At 67.9% G+C, this 14,302-nt stretch carries 12 protein-coding genes and 1 pseudogene; 9 read left to right on the forward strand and 4 right to left on the reverse strand.

Translation table 11 applies throughout. The annotated features are described in order from the left end of the window. Window positions 1–141 precede the first annotated feature (141 nt). A complete protein-coding gene (locus AB0L53_RS33010) occupies window positions 142–1,734 on the reverse strand; it encodes a multicopper oxidase family protein (protein ID WP_364002247.1) in 1,593 nt (530 codons plus the stop codon). Further along, entirely contained in the window at window positions 1,731–2,108 is a 378-nt protein-coding gene (locus AB0L53_RS33015; protein ID WP_364002250.1) for a hypothetical protein, read from the reverse strand. Before AB0L53_RS33015 ends, AB0L53_RS33010 begins: the two co-directional genes overlap by 4 nt. A 103-nt stretch (window positions 2,109–2,211) precedes the next feature. Here AB0L53_RS33015 and AB0L53_RS33020 point away from each other — a divergent pair, with 103 nt between their 5' ends. From AB0L53_RS33020 to AB0L53_RS33030, 3 genes and pseudogenes are all read left to right on the forward strand, one after another. Continuing rightward, window positions 2,212–2,652 (forward strand): MarR family transcriptional regulator, encoded by a 441-nt coding sequence (locus AB0L53_RS33020; RefSeq protein WP_364002253.1) that lies wholly within the window; start codon window positions 2,212–2,214, stop codon window positions 2,650–2,652. Between the two features lie 81 nt (window positions 2,653–2,733). Next, a pseudogene (locus tag AB0L53_RS33025) lies at window positions 2,734–2,952 on the forward strand (IS1380 family transposase); the annotation flags it as partial. An 11-nt stretch (window positions 2,953–2,963) separates the two neighbouring features. After that, window positions 2,964–3,377, forward strand: a complete 414-nt coding sequence (locus tag AB0L53_RS33030) for a hypothetical protein (RefSeq protein ID WP_364002256.1) — start codon at window positions 2,964–2,966, stop codon at window positions 3,375–3,377. Here the strand turns inward: AB0L53_RS33030 and AB0L53_RS33035 are convergent. Both AB0L53_RS33035 and AB0L53_RS33040 read right to left on the reverse strand, forming a co-directional pair. Next, window positions 3,374–4,864, reverse strand: coding sequence for a sugar ABC transporter ATP-binding protein (locus AB0L53_RS33035; protein WP_364002259.1), 1,491 nt, complete (start codon window positions 4,862–4,864; stop codon window positions 3,374–3,376). The two genes, AB0L53_RS33030 and AB0L53_RS33035, sit on opposite strands and share 4 nt — an antisense overlap. Window positions 4,865–4,929: 65 nt before the next feature. Then, window positions 4,930–5,730, reverse strand: coding sequence for a DeoR/GlpR family DNA-binding transcription regulator (locus tag AB0L53_RS33040; protein WP_358542685.1), 801 nt, complete (start codon window positions 5,728–5,730; stop codon window positions 4,930–4,932). Between the two features lie 228 nt (window positions 5,731–5,958). On the opposite strand from AB0L53_RS33040, the gene AB0L53_RS33045 reads away from it, so the two are divergent. The 6 genes from AB0L53_RS33045 (at window position 5,959) to AB0L53_RS33070 (ending at window position 14,057) form a co-directional block, all read left to right on the forward strand. Next, window positions 5,959–8,469 (forward strand): PA14 domain-containing protein, encoded by a 2,511-nt coding sequence (locus tag AB0L53_RS33045; RefSeq protein ID WP_364002262.1) that lies wholly within the window; start codon window positions 5,959–5,961, stop codon window positions 8,467–8,469. Between the two features lie 15 nt (window positions 8,470–8,484). Beyond that, window positions 8,485–9,546, forward strand: coding sequence for an ABC transporter substrate-binding protein (locus AB0L53_RS33050; protein ID WP_364002265.1), 1,062 nt, complete (start codon window positions 8,485–8,487; stop codon window positions 9,544–9,546). After that, the gene (locus tag AB0L53_RS33055; RefSeq protein WP_364002268.1) at window positions 9,533–11,104 is read left to right on the forward strand and encodes a sugar ABC transporter ATP-binding protein; all 1,572 of its coding nucleotides are present in this window, start codon (window positions 9,533–9,535) and stop codon (window positions 11,102–11,104) included. The genes AB0L53_RS33050 and AB0L53_RS33055 overlap by 14 nt, the downstream gene beginning before the upstream one ends. Window positions 11,105–11,142: 38 nt before the next feature. Beyond that, complete coding sequence (locus AB0L53_RS33060; RefSeq protein ID WP_364002271.1) at window positions 11,143–12,087, forward strand: ABC transporter permease; 945 nt, start codon at window positions 11,143–11,145, stop codon at window positions 12,085–12,087. A gap of 53 nt (window positions 12,088–12,140) precedes the next feature. Further along, window positions 12,141–13,070 (forward strand): ABC transporter permease, encoded by a 930-nt coding sequence (locus tag AB0L53_RS33065; protein ID WP_364002274.1) that lies wholly within the window; start codon window positions 12,141–12,143, stop codon window positions 13,068–13,070. A 138-nt stretch (window positions 13,071–13,208) separates the two neighbouring features. After that, window positions 13,209–14,057: a hypothetical protein gene (locus AB0L53_RS33070; RefSeq protein ID WP_364002277.1), complete on the forward strand. Its 849-nt coding sequence runs from the start codon at window positions 13,209–13,211 to the stop codon at window positions 14,055–14,057. Window positions 14,058–14,302 lie beyond the last annotated feature (245 nt).

Below are 14,302 nucleotides of genomic sequence, written 5' to 3' on the forward strand. Positions count from 1 at the left end.
TCATCGAACTCGACATCGCCTATCCAGGCCGCATCAGGTAAAGACCGCTCTCAAGCTCTCAGGAACGATCTTTACACACCTGAAGTGACAACCTCTGGCTGCCAGCCGGTAGGGGTCCGGCCGGACCGAAGGCCTCCTCGGTCATCGGGTGGTGAAGTTGGCCATCATGGCCATGTCCTCGTGTTCCAGATTGTGGCAGTGGAAGACGTACTTGCCGGGATAACCGTCGAATCTGATCGCGATTGCTGCTTCTTCCGAAGCCCGTACGTCGATGGTGTCCTTCCATCCGGCGTCGAATGCCCCGGGGCCGCCGATACCTCGGGAGAGCACCTGGAAGGGGCTGAGATGGAGGTGCACGGGGTGATGGAAGTCGGCGATGAGCCGCCAGACCTCGATGGTACCGAGCTTCGGCGCGGCGGCGATGTCGTCGGGGCTGAATGGCTGCCCGTCGATGAGCCAGCCCTTCATATGGTTTACGTCTCCCGATTGAAAGCGGAAGGTGCGGGTCGTGACGGCCTGGGCCGCGGTGAGCGATTCGACTGTGGAGAGTTTGTCGGGAACGGTGAACGGCTCGTCGGCCTTCTCGCCAACGATGAAGCGCATGATCTGGGACATGTTCCCGTCACCGAAGTCGTTGAGCAGCGTCACCGCGGTTCCGGGTTTGTAGCTGGAGAAGTCGATGATGACGTCGAGACGTTGCGCGGGGGCGAGTTCGACATGCTCATGACGAATGGGTGCGGCCAGGAGCCCGCCGTCCGTGCCGATCTGTGTCAGGAGGCCATCAGGTTGCGGGTCGAGACGCAGGTCGAGGCGTCTGGCATTGCAGGCATTGATGATGCGCAGGCGGTATGTGGCGCCCTCGACTCTGGCAACCGGCCAGGGGGTGCCGTTGACGAGCATGACGTCTCCAAGGACGCCGGCGACGAATGAGCCGGTGACGCCGGGTGTCCTCATCAGGCTCCCGTCGATGCTCGGGTAGGACAGAGAGCCGTCCGCGGCGAAGCTGCGATCGGTGATCATGACAGGGAGCTCGCGTGGGCCGGAGGGCAGGCCGAGAGCGTCTTCTTCGTCGTCTCGCACGAAGTGGAGGCCGGCAAGTCCGCGCCAGACGCTCGGGCCGGTGAAGTCCATCCGGTGGTCGTGATACCAGAGCATCGCCGCGCGCTGGTCGAGTGGATAGGTGTAGGAGCGGTGGCCTTCGGTGGTGTCTCCGACCATCGAGCCGCCCATGTTCATGTGGTCCATGCTCATGTGCTGGTTCATGTACGACCTGTCGACGGGGTAGACGAAGTCGATCGGGTATCCGTCGCTGTCGGGCGGGGTACGGCCGGCGTGCAGGTGCACGACCGTGGGAACGGGAAGGTTGTTGGTGTGCCTTACCATGGTCGTGCGGGCACGTCGGCTGACGATGGTGGGGCCGGGGAAGATCCCGTTGTAGCCCCAGATCTCCGTCTTCACCCCGGGCAGGATCGAGGCCGTCGCCGCGGTCTGAGTGATCTCGTAGTAATCGGTATCGGCGTCGCTGCGCACCGGCTTCAGTACGGGCGGGGTCTGGAAGGGCATCGTGAACGGCTGCGGGAGTGGCAACCGGCTGCGGAGCAGATTGCCGGTCGAGGTGGATCCGGCCGCGCCGAAGGAGAACGGGATCCCCACTCCCAGGCCGATGCCGGCGACAAGGCCGGCGCCGATGAACGCCCGGCGGCTCAACGTGATCCGGCGCTTCTCCTCGGTCATCGGGGTCTCCAGGCCCAGACAGCGAGAGCGGTGGCGAGCAGGATGATCGCCACACCGAGCGGGATATGCAGGCTGATCGCTCGCGAGAAACCGAGAACGATCTGCAGCGCGATCAGGCCGAAGAGGCCGAGGCAGGCCAGGATGGGCCACCAGGGTCCGCGTCCGGGCCAGCGCTGAAGTACGGCCGCGACGGTAGAGATGAGGACGGAGATGCCGGAGAAGGTCGCGTTCTCGCGGTGCACGTGCAGTGAGTCGTAGCTGCCGGAGAGGAACTGACCGGCGAAGACCGCCTGATCGAACAGCATGATCACCGCGACTGTGCTCGTGATGCGGAACACCCAGCACGGCCAGCGCGGCGCGAGCCTGCATGCCACGGCGGCATCCCCCGTTGATTGTGTCGTCGTCACACGCCGTCCTCGCTTCACCAAATAGATTCACTTGAATCCGATCCATTTGAATCTAACATAGGATGGGACCATGCCGAAACCGCGGAGAGTCGACCTCCAACTCGGCCTGTTGCTGCGCCAGTCGCACCAACGAGCCGCCGGGACGCTGAACAACGCCCTCTCCTCGCTCGGCCTGACCGGCCGCCACTTCGGCGTGATGATGCTCCTGGGCCGCGACGGCGTCTCGACCCAGCGTGACCTGATCCAACAGACCGGCAGCGACAAGGCGGGCATGGTCCGTACCGTCGAAGACCTCGAAACCCTCGGATACCTCTCCCGGGTCCGGTCCACCACCGACAAACGGGTGGCCAATCTCAGCCTGACCGACAAGGGCATTGACGCTCTCGACACCGCCCAGCGCCTCGCGGCCGGCGCCGCGGAAGACCTGTTCGGATCATTCACCGATGCCGAACTCGACACCCTCCAAACTCTCCTGACCAGGTTCGTCGCCCCGACAGAACGCGACGTATGACTCGCCTGACGCGGGCAAGCACGGGCCCGGGCTCGCCCAGGGCGAACTGACCGCGTCCGCCTGGCCCAGCACCTACCCGGCGGCGGAACCCTCGACTTCCTGTCCTGGCTGACCCGGCCGGGCAGGCGGCTCTCTTACTCGATCGGCTTCACCCTCACTCAGGAGATCCAGCAGGCCATCCTGCGCCTGCCCGACAGCGCCTGGACGCCCGCCTACGACGCCGACCGGCAGGTCCGGCCCGGCGCCTGGGTCGCTGAAATCACCGCCATGCTGGACCTGAACAGCTGGCCCACAGGCATGTGGACGCGGACTTGATCGCCGAGTCGATCAAGCGGAACGACTTTTATGGCACGGTCCTGGACCCCGGCGGGGTGTTGGTCATCGCCAACCTGGTCGAGCGCGCCCCCCTTACTGACGAGCAGCGCGGCAGACTGGAGGCCTCCTACCACGACTCCCACATTGACTCGATCATCCCGCTGCGGAACTATCCCGGCTTCATCGCGGACAGCGGACTCGCGCTGAAAGAGATCATCGACATCTCCGAACACACGATGTCTCCGACACTGCATCGCATCGTCGAGAGAATCGCCGGACTGCGTGAGGAGTTCCCAGAGTTCGACGGCGTGATCGAGCCGCCGCCGTTCGTGGCCCGGCTCATCGAAACGCCGGAAATAGGGTACGCGATCATCGTGGCCGCAAAGCCTGAGCGCCTGGCGGGGAGCTAAGCCTTCGCCAGGGCCGCGAGCAGGCGGTCCTCGGTCACCTCGGCGCCGTTGAGCTGCTCGCTGATCGCGCCGTCGCGCAGGACCACCACGCTGTCGCAGTTGCCCGCCAGCTCGGCCACGTCCGAGGAGATCAGCAGGATGGCCAGCCCGTCGACGGCCAGCTCGTCGAGCAGCGCCTGCATCTCCAGCTTGGTGGCCACGTCGACGCCGCGGGTCGGCTCGTCGAGCAGCAGCACCTTGGGGTGCATGGCCAGCCAGCGGGCCAGCAGCACCTTCTGCTGATTGCCGCCCGACAGCTCGCCCGCGGGCTGCCGGGGTGAGACGGCCTTGATGCCGAGCCGCTTCATGAACGTCGCCACGATGCCGTCGATCTGCGCGTCGGAGACGATTCCGGCGCGGGACAGCCGGGGGAGCGCGGCCAGGGCGATGTTGTCGCGCACCGAGAGGGTCGGGATGATGCCCTCGGTCTTCCTGTTCTCGGGCACGAGGCCGACGCCGGCGCGGATGGCGCTCCTGATCGACCACTTGCGGGCCGCCGCCCCGGCCACGGTCACCTGGCCCGCGTCCACCGGCATGACACCCGCGATCGCCCTGGCCGTCTCGCTGCGTCCGGCGCCGAGCAGGCCGCCGAGGCCGACGACCTCGCCCGCGCGCACCGCCAATGACACGCCGTCCAGCACGTGATGGCGGGTGAGCCCCTTCGCCTCCAGGACGGGGTCGTCGCCTGGTTCGTCGGGCTGGGCAGCGGAGTGCGGCTCCTCGACGGGGTGGAACGGCCTGCCGAGCATGAGCGACACCAGCCGGAGCCGATCCAATCCGGTCAGCGGGCCGGTGTGCACGACGCGGCCGTCACGCAGCACGGTGACGCGGTCGCAGACCTCGTACAGCTCCTCCAGCCGATGGGTGACGTAGACGACCGAGCGGCCCTCGTCGCGCAACCGGGCCACCGCGCCGAACAGTATCTCCAGCTCGGCGTGTTCGAGTGCCGAGGTGGGCTCGTCCATGATGACCAGCCGGGCGTCCGCGGTGGCCGCCCTGGCCAGGGCCACGAGCTGCCTGGCCCCCTCGCCCAGCGTGCCCAGGGGTTTGCGGACGTCGGTGCGCAGGCCGTACTCGGCCAAAATCCGCTCGGCGCGGGCGTTGGCGGCCGTGAAGTCGATCAGCCCGAGGCGGCCGCGCGGCTCCCGGCCGAGCAGCAGATTGCGGGCGACGCTCATGGTCGGGACGAGGTTCGTCTCCTGGTGGATGGTGGCGATGCCGGCGCGCCGGGCCTCGGCCGGGCAGCCGAACCTGACGGGCTCGCCCAGGTAGCGCAGCTGGCCCGCGTCCGGCTGGCACGCGCCGGAGAGCACCTTGACCAGGGTGGACTTGCCGGCGCCGTTGCCGCCGATCAGCGCATGCACCTCGCCGGGGCGCACGGAGAGCGTGACGTGGTCGAGCGCGGTCACGCCCTGGAATGTCTTGAGAACTCCAGCCACCTGCAGCACGGTTGCCTCCGCCTCGATCGTGGTCGCGGCAGGAAACAATCCAGTAACAGAAGTGTCACATTCGATCAGATCCGGGCGACGTGCAGCCTGACGCCCCTGCCGCTCAGCTCGTCGAGCACGTCGCCGGGGGCGCCCTCATCGGTGACCAGGTGGTCGATCTGCTCGGCGGCGACGGTCTGCACCATCGTGTCGACGCCGATCTTGGTGTGGTCGGCCAGCACCACGACCTCCTCGGCCGCCGCGGCCAGCGCCCGGTCGACGCCCGCCACCTGCATGTTCGGCGTGGACAGGCCGCGCTCGGCGGTGAGCCCGTTGCCGGAGATGAACGCCCGGCGCACCCGCAGCCCGGACAGCGAGTGCTCGGCCGCGCTGCCCACCAGGGCCAGGATCGAGCCGCGCAGCGTGCCGCCGGTCAGCATCACCTCGATCCGCGGCGAACCGGCCAGAACCTGGGCGACGAGCAGGGAGTTGGTCACCACGGCGAGCTCGGCGTGCCTGGTCAGGCGGCGGGCGAACTCCTGCGTGGTGGTGCCGGGGCCGATCACGATGGCGTCGCCGTCCTCGACCAGCGCCGAGGCGAGGTCGGCGATCGCGCCCTTCTCGGCGGACTCCAGCGAGACCTTGTGCGCGTAGCCCGCCTCCCGCGACAGTTCGCCGGGCAGGGTCGCGCCGCCGTGGTGGCGGTTGAGCAGGCCCTCCGACTCCAGCGCGCGCAGGTCGCGGCGGACGGTCACCTCGGAGGAGTGCACGGACTGGGCGAGCTCGCGCAAGGACACGGCGCCGTTGGCGCGCACCAATTCGAGGATGCGCTGCCGGCGTTCTGCGGCGAACACCGGCCGTCGGCCGTCGCTCTGCGTGTCGCTCACGTCCCGATCATAGTCGAATGCTCAACTCCGGCTCACCTCTGATCATATGAGAACGAATTTGATCGGAAATCTTGACCGGCTCGGTCCACGGGTGCTTATTTGGGAGCCAGACAGGGTCATAACCTGTCCGATCCTGATCGAAGGACATGCCATGCGTCTTGTCTGTCCGGTCGTCGTCCCGCGGTCCTCCGCTTGCTCCCTCCGCCCCCCAGCGTGAAAGGACACTCCGTGCGAAAGTCACTCGCGGCTATGATCGCCGTGCTGCTGGCCGTGTTATGGCAGGTTCCCACCCCCGCGGGCGCCGCGGCCGAACGGCACGGGCTGCGCGGCGACTACTACCTCGCCTCGGCGCCCGGCGCGTTCGACTTCGGCGAGCTCAAGGCCAGTGTCGTGGATCCGAGCCTCGAACAGGGCGATCTCAACCCCGTGTTCAAGCTGCTGGCCGGCCGGGAGGACGACGTCACCGTCCGGTGGACCGGCAAGATCCGGCCCGCGTACTCCGAGACGTACACCTTCTCGATCATCGGTGACAACGGCTTCCGGCTCTGGGTGGACGGCAAGGCCGTCATCGACCACTGGGTGGACGACTGGGACAGGGAGCAGGTGGGCACGCCCATCGCGCTGGAGGCGGGCAAGGACTACGACATCAAGGTCGAGTACTTCGAGCACTTCGGCGGGGCGAACCTGCACCTGCGCTGGCAGAGCGCCAGCCAGCCGAAGGCCGCGGTCCCGGCGACGGCGTTCACGCTGCCGGACGGGTTCGACCCGCCCGGACCGGCGGCCGCGTCGGTCGGCGCCTCCGGTGATCTGGCCACGCTGACGTTCGCCAAGCCCCTGAGCTCGCTGCCGACCACCCTGACCGACCACCTGGCGCTGACGGTCGCAGGCACCAAATGGCCCATAGCCTCCACAGCTCTGAAAAATCGGGACACGGTGGTGCTTAAGCTGCAATATCCGGTTCCGGCAAAGGCGGGCAACACACTCCGCGCCACCTACGACGGCACCGGCCTGAGCTACGCCGACGGCACGCCGGTGGCGGCCTTCCCGTACGCGTACGTCCTCAACGACTCCAAATACATCCTCAGCACCCGTTGGTCCAAGGACGTCGACCGGAAGAATCCGCTGCCCGAGTACCCCCGCCCCCAGCTGGTCAGGGACAGGTGGCGCAGCCTCAACGGCGTCTGGCAGTTCGCCGCCGCCAAGCAGGGCGAGGCCGCCCCGGCCGGCCGCGACCTGGCCGAGCGCATCGTCGTGCCGTACCCGGTGGAGTCGCAGCTGTCGGGCATCGGCCGCCACGAGGACCGCATGTGGTACCGCAGGACGTTCGAGGTGCCGCGCTCGTGGAGCGGTGACCGACTGCTCCTGCATCTGGACGCGGTCGACTGGGACGCCACGATCTACGTCAACGGCAAGCAGGTCGGCACGCACAAGGGCGGCTACGACCGCATCACCGTGGACGTCACCGACGCGCTCAAGCGCGGCGGCCGGCAGGAGCTCGTCGTCGGCGTCGCCGACCCGACCGACTCCGGCGCGCAGCCGATCGGCAAGCAGCGGCTCGACCCGAGCGGCATCTGGTACACCGCCGTCTCCGGCATCTGGCAGACGGTCTGGATGGAGCCCGTCGCCAAGGACCACATCGAGCGCGTCGACACCGTCCCCGACGTCGCGGGCCAGGCGCTGCGCGTGACCGTCCAGGGCGCAGCGGGCACGGCCACCGTGGTCGCCAAGGACGGCCACCGCGTCGTGGGCACCGTGACCGGCCCCGTCGGCACCGAGCTCAGGCTGCCGGTCCCGAACCCCAAGCTGTGGTCGCCGGACAAGCCCTTCCTGTACGACCTGAAGGTCCGTACCAAGAAGGACGATATTTCGTCCTACTTCGGGATGCGCTCCATCGAGCTGAAGAACAACCGCATGCTGCTCAACGGCCGGCCCGTCTTCCAGCTCGGCCCGCTCGACCAGGGCTTCTGGCCTGACGGTATCTACACCGCCCCCACCGACGAAGCGCTCAAGTACGACCTCACGCAGACCAAGAAGCTCGGCTTCAACACCGTACGCAAGCACACCAAGGTCGAGTCCGACCGCTGGTACTACCACGCCGACAAGCTGGGCCTGCTCGTCTGGCAGGACATGCCCGCCATGTTCAGGACCAGCGACAAGCCCCAGTTCGAGGTCGAGCTGCGGGAGATGGTCGACCAGCACCGCAGCGTCCCGTCGATCGTCATGTGGGTGCCCTTCAACGAGGGCTGGGGCCAGTACGACCAGGCGCGCATCGCCGACCTGGTCAAGAGCTGGGACCCCTCGCGCCTCGTCGACAACATGAGCGGCATCAACTGCTGTGGCGCCCAGGACGGCGGCAACGGCGACGTCAAGGACTACCACATCTACCCGGGCCCCGGCGTCCCCGGAAAGCCCACCGGCACCCGCGCGGTCGTCATCGGCGAGTACGGCGGCCTGGGACTCCCGCTCATCGGCCACACCTGGTCGGGCGGTGGCTGGGGCTACGCGGTCGAGCCTGACCCGGCGGCCCTCACCACCCGCTACGTCGGCATGATCCAGGAACTCCAGAAGCTGCACGCCTGCGACCAGCTCAGCGCCGCCATCTACACCCAGACCACCGACGTCGAGACCGAGCTCAACGGCCTCATGACCTACGACAGAGCCGTCACCAAGCCCGACGTCGAGCGGGTCAGCGCCGCCAACCGGGCGCTCACCGGGCAGATCAGCCCGGCCTGCGCCTGATAGGAAGGAACCCCCATGAATCTCCGGACAGCCTGCCTGGCGCTGGCCGTACTCCTGACCGCGTCGGCCTGCGCCAAGGCGGAGGAGCCGCAGAGCGCGCCCGCCGCCACCAGCACGGCCGGGCAGCAGGTCCTGCAGAGCCCCAGCGGTACGGCCGGGCCGACGTGCACGCTCGACCAGTTCGGCGGCAAGAAGTTCGACCTCAAGACGGCCACCGTCGGCTTCTCCCAATCGGAGAAGGAGGCCAACCCGTTCCGCATCGCCGAGACCAAGTCGATCAAGGACGAGGCGGCCAAGCTCGGCATCGCCAACCTCAAGGTCACCAACGCCCAGTCGCAGTTCTCCAAGCAGATCACCGACGTGCAGCAGCTCATCGCCCAGGGCGCGCAGCTCCTGGTCATCGCGCCGCTGAACTCCGACGGCTGGGAGCCGGTGCTCCAGCAGGCCGCGGCCAAGAAGGTGCCGATCATCACGGTCGACAGGAAGATCAACGCCAAGGCGTGCAGCGACTATCTGACCTTCATCGGCTCCGACTTCTACGAGCAGGGCAAGCGGGCCGCCGACCGGATGATCGACGCCCTCGCGGGCAAGGGCAAGGTCGCCATCCTGCTGGGCGCGCCCGGCAACAACGTCACCACCGAGCGGACGAACGGGTTCAAGGACCGGATCAAGGAGAAGGCCCCCGGCATCACGATCTCCTTCGAGCAGACCGGTGAGTTCGCCCGCGAGAAGGGTCAGCAGGTCACCGAGCAGCTCATCCAGTCCAACCCCGACATCAACGGCATCTACGCCGAGAACGACGAGATGGCGCTCGGCGCCGTCACCGCTCTGAAGGGCGCGGGCAAGGAGGCGGGCACCATCAAGATCGTGTCCGTCGACGGCACCCGCAGCGCCGTCCAGGGCATCGCCGACGGCTGGCTGCACGCGGTCATCGAGTCCAACCCCCGCTTCGGGCCGCTCGCCTTCGAGACCGCGCAGAAGTTCCTCGACGGCCAGGCCATCCCCGACAAGGTGATCATCTCCGACCGCGACTACGACACGTCCAACGCCAAGGACTCCCTCGGTGAGGCGTACTGAGTTGGCAGCGGTTCTCGAGGCGAAGGGGATCAGCAAGCGCTTCTCCGGCGTACTCGCTCTCGACGGTGTGCATCTCGCCCTCCTTCCCGGCGAGGTGCACGCCCTCGTGGGGGAGAACGGCGCCGGCAAGTCCACTCTGATCAAGGTCTTCACCGGCGTGTACCATCCCGACGGCGGCGAGCTGCGCCACCACGGCGCGCCCGCCGCCTTCGGCACGCCGCTCGACGCGCAGCGCGCCGGGATCTCCACCATCTACCAGGAGGTCAACCTCGTCCCGATGATGAGCGTCGCCCGCAACCTGCTGCTCGGCCGCGAGCCACGCGGCCGATTCGGGGTCATCGACGCCACGAAGATGTACGCCGAAGCCGCCCGCGTCCTGTCCGGCTACGGCGTCGAGACCGACGTCCGGCGGCCGCTGCGAACGCTCGGCATCGGCGCCCAGCAGATGGTCGCCCTGGCCAGGGCCGTGGCCGTCGACGCCCGCGTGGTCATCATGGACGAGCCCACCTCGTCCCTGGAGCCGCGCGAGGTCGAGACGCTGTTCGGGGTGATCAGGCGGCTGCGCGACGAGGGCATCGCCGTCATGTACGTCAGCCACCGGCTCGACGAGCTCTACCAGGTGTGCGACCGGGTCACCGTGCTGCGCGACGGCCGCGTCGCGCACACCGGGCCGCTGGCCGGGCTGGACCGGCTCAAGCTCATCTCGCTCATGCTGGGCCGCGACCTGAACGAGGTCAAAGCGGACGGCCTGACCAGGTTCTCCCGCGACCGCCACCGCGCCGCCGACGGCCAGGAGCCACCGGCCGTCGAGGCGCGCGGCCTCACTCGGCGGCACATCCTGGACGGGATCGACGTGTCCGTACGACCCGGCGAGGTCGTGGGCCTCGGCGGTCTGCTCGGCGCCGGCCGTACCGAGACCGCCAAGGCCATCGTCGGTGCGATGCCCCTGGACGGCGGGCAGGTGCTCGTGGCCGGGCTGCCGCTGCGCGGCGGCTCCACCACCGCGGCCATCAGGGCGGGCGTCAGCCTGCTGCCCGAAGACCGCAAGGCCGAGGGCATTGTCCCGACGCTGTCCGTCCGCGAGAATATCGCGCTGGCCGCCCTGCCCGCCCTGGCCAGGGCGGGCGTGGTGTCCGACGCGAAGATCGACCGGATGGTCGAGATCTTCATGCGGCGGCTGCGCATCAAGGCGGCCTCGCCGAACCAGCTCGTCTCGGAGCTGTCCGGCGGCAACCAGCAGAAGGTGCTGCTGGCCCGCTGGCTGGCCGTCCGCCCCAAGGTGCTGCTGCTCGACGAGCCCACCCGCGGCATCGACGTGGGAGCCAAGGCCGAGGTGCAGGCGCTGATCGACGAGCTGGCCGAGGAGGGGCTGGGCGTGCTGCTGATCTCCTCCGACCTGGAGGAACTGGTCGAGGGCGCCGACCGCATCCTGGTGCTGCGCGAGGGCGCGGTCGTCGGGGAGCTGACCGGCGACGAGGTGACCGAGGAGAGGATCATGGCAACTATCGCGGATGACCGCGCTCACCTCGACGGCGACGATCGCGGGGCGGTCCGATGACTGAGCTCACCTCGAAACCGGCGCCTCGGAGCGGGGCGATGTCGATGACGGACCTCAAACCGCGGATCTTCGCCTGGGTGCAGGACTACGGGGTGTACGCGGCCGTGCTGGCGCTGCTGCTGTTCAACGTGCTGTTCACGCCGCACTTCCTCGACGCGTCGAACTTCCGCACCCAGTTCGTCCAGGTCACGCCCATCGTGATCGTGTCGCTGGGCATGGCGCTGGTGATCGGCACGCAGGGCATCGACCTGTCCGTCGGCTCGGTCATGGCGCTGGCCGCCGCGCTCGTCGCCCTTTACCTGGGGTACGGCGCGCTGCCCGCGCTGATCGTCGCCGTGATCGGCGGGGCGGTCGTCGGCGCGGCGGGCGGGGCCCTGGTCGCCTACGTGGGCGTCCAGCCGATCGTGGCCACCCTGGCGCTGCTCGTGGGCGTACGCGGCATCGCCAACGTCCTGGTGCCGCAGCTCGTGGAGTTCCGCAACCCGGACCTGATCGCGCTGGGCAGCAGCTCGATGGCCGGGATCCCGGTCATCGTGCTGATCGCCGCGGGGCTGACGCTGATCGTGCTGTTCGTGGTGCGGCGCACGACGTTCGGCCGCCAGGTCGTCGCGATCGGCGGCAACCGGTCGGCCAGCGAGCTGTCCGGGCTGCCGGTCAAACGGGTGCTGCTGATCGTGTACGTCATCTCCGGGCTGCTCGCCGCGCTGGCCGGGGTGCTGGCCACGGCCCGCCTGCAGGCCAGTGACCCGACGTCGCTCGGCCTGTTCATCGAGCTGTCGGCGATCACCGCCGTCGTGGTCGGCGGCACGCCGCTCACCGGCGGGCGTATCAGGGTGCTCAGCACGGTCATGGGCGCGTTGCTCATGCAACTGCTCGCGGCGACGTTGATCAAGCACAATCTGCCGCAGTCGTGGACCCAGATGGTCCAGGCGGTCATCATCCTGGCCGCCGTCTACGCCACCAGGGAGCGTGCGAACCGATGACCTCTGCTTCTTCCGCTTCATTTGCTTCTTTGCGACGTGAGCAGGTGAGCCGGGTGCTTCAGCAGCACGGGGCGCTCATGGTGCTGGCGCTACTGGTGATCGTGGGCAGCGTGGCCTTCGACTCCTTCGCCACGGCGGGGAACGCGGCCAGCGTGGTGGTCTCGTCGTCGTTCCTGGCGATCATCGCGATCGGGATGACGTTCGTGATCATCAGCGGCGGGATCGACCTGTCGGTGGGTTCGCTGTTCGTGCTGGGCGGGGTGCTGGCGGCCTATGGGTCCCAGTACGGCCTGCTCGTGGCGCTGGCGCTGCCGCTGGGCGCGTGCGGGATCGTCGGCTTGCTGCAGGGTTTGGTCATAGCTCGCACCGGTATGGCTCCCTTTATCGTGACATTGGCGGGTTTGTTGGGTGTGCGGGGGTTGATGCTCGCGATCTCGGGGGAGGGCGCAACCACCTATTTGGTGAAAAATCCCGCTTTCGCGTCCTTGGGGCAGGGGGAGTTGCTCGGCCTGACGTACCCCGTGTACATCACCGCGGCGCTGGCGCTGGTCGCGATGGTGCTGCTGCAACGCACCGGCTTCGGGCAGAACGTCTACGCGATCGGCGGCAACGAGCAGGCGGCGGCGCTCATGGGTGTGCCCGTGGCGCGTACCAAGGTGACCGTGTACGTGATGTCGGCCCTGCTGGCCGGCCTCGCCGGCGCGCTGAACGCGGCACGGCTCTCGTCCGGGGTGACGATCCTGGGCATCGGCCTGGAACTGGACGCGATCGCCGCCGTCGTCATCGGCGGCACCCTGCTGACCGGGGGCGCGGGCGGAATCACCGGGACGGTGGCAGGAGTGCTGCTGCTGGGCGTGATTCAGAGCCTGATCAACCAGGTGGGGAACCTGACATCGGCCTTTCAGCAAGTAGTTAGCGGGGCGTTCCTGGCGCTGGTGGTGGTGGCGCAGCGACTGCTGAGCAAGGCACAGCGGCTGTCGTAGTGGTGGCGTGGCCGCCCCCGAGTCGCGTCTGGTGCCGTGTCCTCTCGAACCGAGACAGTCAATGCTGAGGCTTTATTCACCTTTGCTTTTCCTGTCCGGGGAAGTCCCTTTCGGCGTGGCGCCGAGGGGAGCCTGGCTATGACTGTAAGCATCTTTATCGTCACGCTGGGTTGCTCAGCGGGCAGGAATGGGCCGTCTTCCGGCCAATGGGTTAGCCGCGACCGCTGGCCGCGCTCCAAAAGAAACGGTACCTCTATGTTCACGCACACTCCGAGAGCCGACGCCACAGGCATACCGACCCGCCCGGCGAGGCGGCGGGCCAGAAGACGGATGATGCTGGCCGTGGCGGCCCCTCTGTCCGTGGCCCTTGCCGGCATCACGACCACCCCGGCCAACGCCGATCCGCTACCGGACCATCGGTTCAACCGCCACCACCACTTCTTCCATAGGTTCCACAAGCCAGTCCTGACCGACAGCGGGAATGGCTGCGAGCCGGGAACCTTCGTCAGGGCTCACTCTCTGAGGCCCCACAACTTCTTCATTCCTCGCACCAGGTACACCGACGGTCCCGGCGGCTCGATGACCGTCTCGGTCCACCACGAGTATGAGGTGCTCGCGTTCGTGGAGGCCGACAAGATCAAGACCAAATCGGTCACCGACTCGGTCGCCAAGACGATCGGCAGCACGGTCACCACCGAGGACATCCTGCGCGCGCTCACCAGGGAGGTCACGCCACACCTCGAGAAGAGGCACATGATCTTCACGGGGCACGACTACACGCAGAACATCAGCAAAGGCAAGTACGGAAACATGTGGTATCGCGTCTTCGGTTACCGCATCGGCTGGGGTCAGTGGGCCCGGCTCCACAACTGCGCCGAGGTCAGAATCGCTACGGGTATCGCCGACATTCCATCGAGAATCGAAGGCTGGCGCTACTGGGAGACCGACCACCCGATTTTCCGCGGTCACAAGCTTTCCGACAAGTAAGGGCCGAGCCGCCCGGGGCCTCCCGGCCCCGGGCGTCAAAAGGCGAAGACGGCTATCCGTTCTTCCTCTCCCCCGAAGGCAGCTATGACGGGCCGTCTTCCTCGGCTCCCCGGAGGGGTATTCCTCCATGGGACCCGTGTCGCGACGAGCCCTCGTCTTCTCCTCCTCCGGAGGAGGTATCCCTTCAGGGGGCCTGTGCCACGACGGGCCGTCTTCTTCCTGTCCCCCGAAGGGGCATTCCGCTA

The organism is Nonomuraea sp. NPDC052129 (assembly GCF_040680095.1).
GTDB lineage: Bacteria > Actinomycetota > Actinomycetes > Streptosporangiales > Streptosporangiaceae > Nonomuraea.

Coding starts and splice junctions, on each gene's coding strand:
- AB0L53_RS33010 (WP_364002247.1), bottom strand. CDS start 1,734: ATGACCGAGGAGAAGCGCCGGATCACGTTGAGCCGCCGGGCGTTCATC.
- AB0L53_RS33020 (WP_364002253.1), top strand. CDS start 2,212: ATGCCGAAACCGCGGAGAGTCGACCTCCAACTCGGCCTGTTGCTGCGC.
- AB0L53_RS33050 (WP_364002265.1), top strand. CDS start 8,485: ATGAATCTCCGGACAGCCTGCCTGGCGCTGGCCGTACTCCTGACCGCG.
- AB0L53_RS33060 (WP_364002271.1), top strand. CDS start 11,143: ATGTCGATGACGGACCTCAAACCGCGGATCTTCGCCTGGGTGCAGGAC.
- AB0L53_RS33070 (WP_364002277.1), top strand. CDS start 13,209: ATGACTGTAAGCATCTTTATCGTCACGCTGGGTTGCTCAGCGGGCAGG.